The 6,595-nt window shown below is 60.9% G+C and carries 4 protein-coding genes; all 4 read right to left on the bottom strand.

Features of this window, described 5'->3' with window-relative positions; all coding sequences use genetic code 11:
* Positions 1–204 precede the first annotated feature (204 nt).
* Positions 205–1,620, bottom strand: coding sequence for an efflux transporter outer membrane subunit (locus AC3WKX_RS33935; RefSeq protein ID WP_102604616.1), 1,416 nt, complete (start codon positions 1,618–1,620; stop codon positions 205–207).
* Positions 1,617–4,796 carry an efflux RND transporter permease subunit gene (locus AC3WKX_RS33940; RefSeq protein ID WP_003210869.1) on the bottom strand — a complete coding sequence of 1,060 codons (3,180 nt, stop codon included), beginning with the start codon at positions 4,794–4,796 and terminating at the stop codon, positions 1,617–1,619. The genes AC3WKX_RS33935 and AC3WKX_RS33940 overlap by 4 nt, the downstream gene beginning before the upstream one ends.
* Before the next feature lie 15 nt (positions 4,797–4,811).
* Positions 4,812–6,053, bottom strand: a complete 1,242-nt coding sequence (mexE, locus tag AC3WKX_RS33945) for a multidrug efflux RND transporter periplasmic adaptor subunit MexE (protein WP_008433857.1) — start codon at positions 6,051–6,053, stop codon at positions 4,812–4,814.
* A gap of 225 nt (positions 6,054–6,278) precedes the next feature.
* Positions 6,279–6,595 (bottom strand): DUF3757 domain-containing protein (locus tag AC3WKX_RS33950; protein ID WP_102636904.1); only part of this gene is annotated, 317 nt, incomplete at its 5' end.

Consider the following 6,595-nt stretch of genomic DNA (forward strand, 5'->3'; position numbering starts at 1 on the left):
CGAGTGGTGGGGCAAGAGCGTTTTGCTTACTTTTGCGCTTTTCAAAAGTGAGCCGCTGTAAGAGCGGAACCAATAGCAGCCCTGACCGAAATAACGGATATGCACACACCACAAGCGAGCAAAAAAAAAGCCCCGCGACCGAATGACGGCACGGGGCTAAAAATTGGCTGGATGCGACCAACCAAAGGAGCTCTTTAAGTCAAATCACTTGGCACTGGCAATCGTGGTACTCGGCTGCCACCCACCGCCCAACGCCTTGTAGATCGCGACGATCCCACGATACAGATCCACTTCGGCCTGAGCCTGGGAGTCCTCGGCGGCCAAACGCTCACGCTGCGCGTCCAGCAACACCAGGAAGTCCACCGTCCCTTCGCGGTAACGAATCTCCGCCAGATCCGCAGCAGCCCGGCTCGACTCACTCTGACGAATCAGCGAGACCAACCGCTGCTGGCGTTTGCCGTAATCACTGAAGGCATTCTCCGATTCTTCCAGCGCCAACAGCACCTGCTGCTCATAAGTCGCCAGGGCGCCATCCGCCTCGGCATCCGCACCACGCAACCTTGCCCGCACACTGCCCAGGTCAAACGCCGCCCAGGTAATGCTCGGACCCAGCGACCAGGCATTCGCCGCCGCCGACCCAATCTGCGAACCCCGCCCAGCGGTAAACCCGAGGAACCCACTGAGGCTCACCCGCGGAAACAGATCAGCCTTGGCTACCCCAATCCGCGCCGTGGCGGCTGCCAACTTACGCTCGGCACTGAGAATGTCCGGACGACGTTGCAGCAGTTGCCCCGGATCACCAATCGGCAACGCCTTGGCAATCGCCGGCAAATCTTTCGGGCTCAAATCCACGCTCAACTTGTCCGGCCGCTCACCGAGCAGGGTAGCGATACGATTACGCTCGCGAACTTCCTCGGCCTGCAGCTGCGGCACACTGGCTTCTACAGCCGCCAGACGCGCATCGGCCCGCACCACATCGAGCTGATCGCCCACACCGGCATCCCGCAGGCTGACCGTGATACCGCGTGAGTCTTCCTGGTTCTTCAGGTTGGCCACCGCGATTTTCTCGCGCAGTTGCGCGCCCCGCAGTTGACCGTAAGCGTCCACCAGCTCGGCAATCATCGTCACTTGCAGCTGATACAAGTCAGCTTCGGCAACCTGTTGGTCAGCGTCGCTGGCCTCCAGGTTGCGGCGGATGCGGCCGAACAAGTCCACTTCCCAGGCCATGTCCAGGCCCAGGTCATAACGCTCACTGTTGACGCGTTTGGTGGTCTGGCCCGGAATCTGGCCTTTGCCCACGTCGCTGCTGGCGCGGCTGGTGATCACCGGCATCACGTCATTGGCAGCGTCGTCACGAATCGCCCGGGCTGCCCGCAGGCGGGCAAATGCCACCCGCAGGTCACGGTTACCGTTCAGGGACTGAGTCACCAACTGGTTAAGGGTCGGGTCCTCGAACTGTTGCCACCAGATGCCTTCGAACTTCGCGTGGTCGTACTGCTTGGCGTCGGCGGCGGCCGTTACGTTGGCCGCCTCCAGTGGCTGGGTTTTATAGTCCGGGCCCACGGCACAGGCGCTCAGCGCCAGTACCAGCAAGCTCGGCAAAAATACTTTCACGCTCATTGCTGTGTCTCCAGCTTCAAGGCCTTGGCCGCTTTGCGCGCTTCACCGCGTTCAACAAACCGGCGGATCAGTACATAGAACACTGGCGTCAGCAGCAGACCGAAGAAGGTCACGCCGATCATCCCGGAGAACACCGCCACACCCATGGCATGGCGCATCTCGGCACCGGCACCGCTGGACATCACCAGAGGCACTACACCCATGATGAAGGCGAACGAGGTCATCAGGATCGGCCGCAGACGCAGACGGCAGGCTTCCAGTACCGCAGCGAGCGGATCGAGGCCTTCCTGCTGTTTATCCTTGGCGAACTCGACGATCAGAATCGCGTTCTTACAGGCCAGGCCCACCAGGACGATCAGGCCGATCTGGGTAAAGATGTTGTTGTCGCCGCCAGAGATAATCACCCCGGTGATGGCCGACAACAGGGTCATCGGTACGATCAGGATCACCGCCAGTGGCAGGCTCCAGCTTTCGTATTGGGCGGCCAGTACCAGGAACGCCAGCAGTACGCAGAGCGGGAACACGAACAGCGCAGTATTGCCCGAAAGGATTTGCTGATAGGTCAGGTCGGTCCACTCGTAGGTCATGCCGTTGGGCAGTTCGTCTTTCAACAGTTTCTCGATCGCCGCCTGGGCCTGGCCGGAGCTGTAGCCCGGTGCGGCGTTGCCGTTGATCTCGGCGGTGATGAAGCCGTTGTAGTGCATCACGCGGTCCGGGCCCGAGGTGTCGCTGACCTTGATGAAGGTCGCCAGGGGAATCATCTCGCCTTTGTTGTTGCGCACTTTCAGCTGGCCGATCTGGTCTTCATCCTGGCGGAACTGTTGCTCAGCCTGCACGTTGACCTGATAGGTGCGCCCGAAGCGGTTGAAGTCGTTGGCATACAACGAGCCCAGGTAGATCTGCAGTGTGTCGAAGATGTCGCTGATCGCCACGCCATGGGTCTTGGCCTTTTCGCGGTCGATGGCAGCATCGACCTGGGGCACGTTGACCGTGTAGCTGGTGAACAGGCCGAACAACTCAGGCACGCCACGGCTCTTGGTAATGATGTTCTGCACTTCTTTGTACAGCTCGTCGTAACCCAGGTTGCCACGGTCTTCGACCTGCAGGCGGAACCCGCCGATCGTACCCAGGCCCTGTACCGGCGGCGGTGGGAAGATCGCCATGTAGGCTTCCTGGATGCTGCTGTACTTGCCATTCAGTGCACCGGCAATCGCACCGGCAGACAGGCTCGGGTCTTTACGCTCATCGAACGGCTTCAAGGTCACGAACACGATGCCGTTGTTCGGGCTGTTGGTAAAACCGTTGATCGACAAGCCGGGGAAGGCGATCGCGCTTTCCACGCCGGGCTGTTTCATGGCGATGTCGGACATGCGCTTGATCACGTCTTCGGTACGGTCCAGGCTCGCGGCGTCCGGCAATTGCGCGAAGGCCACCAGGTATTGCTTGTCCTGGGCCGGTACGAAACCGGTCGGCGTGTGGGCAAAGCCCATCCAGGTCAGGACCATCAGGCCGGCGTACAGGAACAGCGCGATACCACTGCCGCGGATCACCCGGCGTACCGTGCCGACGTAACCATGGCTGGCCTTGTCGAAGAAGCGGTTGAACGGTTTGAACAACCAGCCGCCCAGCATCCTGTCGAGGAACCTGGAGAACCCGTCTTTCGGAGCGTTGTGGCCTTTGAGCAATACCGCTGCCAGTGCGGGCGACAGGGTCAGCGAGTTGAACGCCGAGATCACGGTCGAGATCGCAATGGTCAAGGCGAACTGCTTGTAGAACTGGCCGGTCAAGCCGCTGATAAATGCCGCTGGAATGAACACCGCACACAGTACCAGCGCGGTCGCGATGATCGGGCCGGTTACTTCGCTCATGGCCTTTTCAGTGGCCGGGAACGGTTCCAGGCCCAATTCGATGTTCCGTTCGACGTTCTCCACCACCACGATGGCGTCGTCCACCACGATACCGATCGCCAACACCAGCCCGAACAGCGACAGCGCGTTGAGCGAGAAGCCAAACAGGTGCATCACCGCAAAGGTACCGATCAACGATACCGGCACCGCCACCAATGGAATGATCGACGCACGCCAGGTCTGCAGGAACAGGATCACCACCAGCACCACCAGGATCAGTGCTTCAAACAGGGTGTGAACCACGGCCTCGATGGAGCCACGTACGAAGACGGTAGGGTCATAGGCGATGCGGTAATCCATGCCCTCCGGGAAGCTCTGTTTCAGCTCCGCCATCTTGGCGCGCACTTCATTGGAGATGTCGATTGCGTTGGAGCCCGGGCGCTGGAAGATCGGGATCGCCACGGCCGGCTGGTTGTCGATCAACGAGCGCAGGGCGTACTGGCTGGAACCCAGCTCAACCCGTGCAATGTCCTTCAAGCGCGTGATTTCGCCGTTGGCGCCGGCACGGATGACGATATTCTCGAACTCTTCCTCAGTGACCAGTCGGCCCTGGGTGTTGACCGACAGCTGGAAGCTGGTGTCATTCGGCGCAGGTTGCGCGCCCAAGGCACCGGCCGCCACCTGGCGGTTCTGTTCGCGAATGGCCGTGACCACGTCGGTGGCGGTCAGGTTGCGCGAGGCGGTCTTGTTCGGGTCCAGCCACACACGCAGGGAGTAATCGCCCATGCCGAACAGCTGCACATCACCCACGCCGCCCAGCCGTGCCAACTCATCCTTGATATTGAGGATCGCGTAGTTGGACAGGTAGAGCATGTTGTAGCGCTGGTCGGGGGAGGTGATGTGCACCACCATGGTCAGGTCGGGAGAGGCCTTGTCCACGGTAATACCGATGCGCGTCACCTCCTCGGGCAGTTTGGGCTGAGTCCGGGTTACCCGGTTCTGCACCTGCACCTGCGCGTTGTCCAGGTCGGTGCCCAGGGCGAAGGTGATGGTCAGGGTCAGCTTGCCGTCGGCGGTCGATTGCGAGGACATGTACAGCATGTTCTCGACGCCGGTGATGGCTTGCTCCAGGGGCGCGGCCACGGTTTCACCGATGACCTTGGGGTTGGCGCCCGGGAAGTTGGCACGGACCACGACGGTCGGCGGTACCACTTCCGGGTATTCACTGATCGGCAGCTGGAACAGTGAAATCGCGCCGGCGATCAGGATCAACAGCGACAGCACCGCTGCGAAGATCGGCCGCGAAATGAAGAACTTGGAAAAATTCATCTTGAGTCGTATCCCTTAACCGCGTGGAGTCGCTGTACTTGCGAGCTTGGGCGCGGCTTTATCCGGCGCCACTTGCTCCAGGTTGCTGGCTTCAAGCGCTTGTCGTTGTTGTGCCAAGGCGGCGAGGGTTTCCTTGCTGGCCATCGGGATGGTTTCCGGTGCAACCGGCGACCCCGGGCGAACGCGCTGCAAACCCTTGACGATGATCGTGTCGTCCTTGGTCAGGCCGCTGCGCACGATGCGCAAACCTTCGATCTTCGGACCCAGCTCCACCGCGCGGTAGGCAGGCTTGTCGCCGTCCATCACCAGCACGAATTTCTTGCCCAGGTCGGTGCCCACGGCTTCGTCGCTGATCAGCACGGCGGAGTAGGTGCCACTGCCTACCAGTTTCAGGCGGGCATACAGGCCTGGGGTGTATTCGCCCTTGCTGTTATCAAACACGGCGCGACCACGAATGGTGCCGGTGGCCGGGTTGACCTGGTTGTCGACGAAGTTCATCTGGCCCAGGTGCGGGTTGCCGTCTTCATTGGACAGGCCCAGGTACACCGGGGTGGTCGCGCCACGGCGACCCTGGCGCGCGAGTTCGGTGTACTTGAGGTACACACGTTCATCGGCGTCGAAGTAGGCGTAGACCTTGTCGGTGGACACCACGCTGGTCAGTGCGGTGACATCGGCGGTCACCAGGTTGCCGGCGGTGATCTCGGCACGGCTGACGCGGCCGCTGATGGGCGAGCTGACACGGGTGAAGCTCAGGTTCAGCTTGGCCAGGTCCAACTGCGCCTGGATGCCGGCGACAGTCGCATGGGCTTCCTGGGCGGCGGTGGTGCGCGAGTCGGCCAGCTCGGCGGAGATCGCATTGCTCTGGCGCAGGCGTTCGCCGCGCTGGGCTTCGTTATCGCTGCGGGTGGCGGCGGCCTTGGTTTGTGCGAGTTGTGCTTCGAGGCGGCGCACTTCGGCCTGGAATGGGCGAGGGTCGATCTGGAACAACAGGTCGCCCTTCTTGACCAAGGCACCTTCGGTGAAGGCGACCTGATCGATCTGGCCCGACACGCGCGGACGGATCTGCACGGTTTCCGGCGCTTCGAGCCGGCCGGTGAATTCGTCCCACTCATTGACCGGTTGTTCCAGCACCTTGGCCACGCTGACGTGGCTTGGTGGCATGGCGGCTGCCTGTTCGGGCGCTTTGCCGCAGGCGCTCATCACCATCACGGCCAAAATGGCCAAGGGATAGCGCAAATGTTTGAGTGACTGTTCCATGAGGTGCATCCGCCAATGTATTTAAGATGGGCGGATCATGCTCGGCAGGGTGCTATCTCACGAATCGAATGAAACAAAGGTAACTATCATTCGGAATGATATAAGCGTAAAGCGAGCCCTCTAGCATGGGGCTTTCGTTAGGGAGCTATCAATGCTGTTGATGACAAAGGACTGTTGCGCAAGATGCAAGGAACAGCGCGCCGCATAAATTGTCGGGCGTGTCTGCTATTCAAATGTACAGAGCGCCGGGTTGGTTGCCGTGCATTCGTTGCCTGACCATGCGCTGCCCAGAGGCCTGGCATTGACCTGGTTTTTCAGGGTCATGCTTACCGGTTCATGGTTCTGATCCAGGTAGTGGCATGCCACAGACGACTGGCCCTGGCTGCTTTGGATCACCGCCTTTTCAAAGTGGACCTGGTGCAGGTCCTTCTGCTCTGTCATCGGGTTTTGCCCGGTCCATTGCCGACCGTCCGGGCCGGACGCGGTGTAGGCGACCACTTCCCCGGTCGGCGTCTTTTTGAACGCGTCTTTAAGGGCATGGG

It is taken from the genome of Pseudomonas sp. GP01-A4, from assembly GCF_058780865.1.

Excerpts from the sequence above, each read along its gene's own strand:
- AC3WKX_RS33935 (WP_102604616.1), bottom strand. The coding sequence starts at position 1,620 with ATGAGCGTGAAAGTATTTTTGCCGAGCTTGCTGGTACTGGCGCTGAGC.
- AC3WKX_RS33940 (WP_003210869.1), bottom strand. The coding sequence starts at position 4,796 with ATGAATTTTTCCAAGTTCTTCATTTCGCGGCCGATCTTCGCAGCGGTG.
- mexE (WP_008433857.1), bottom strand. The coding sequence starts at position 6,053 with ATGGAACAGTCACTCAAACATTTGCGCTATCCCTTGGCCATTTTGGCC.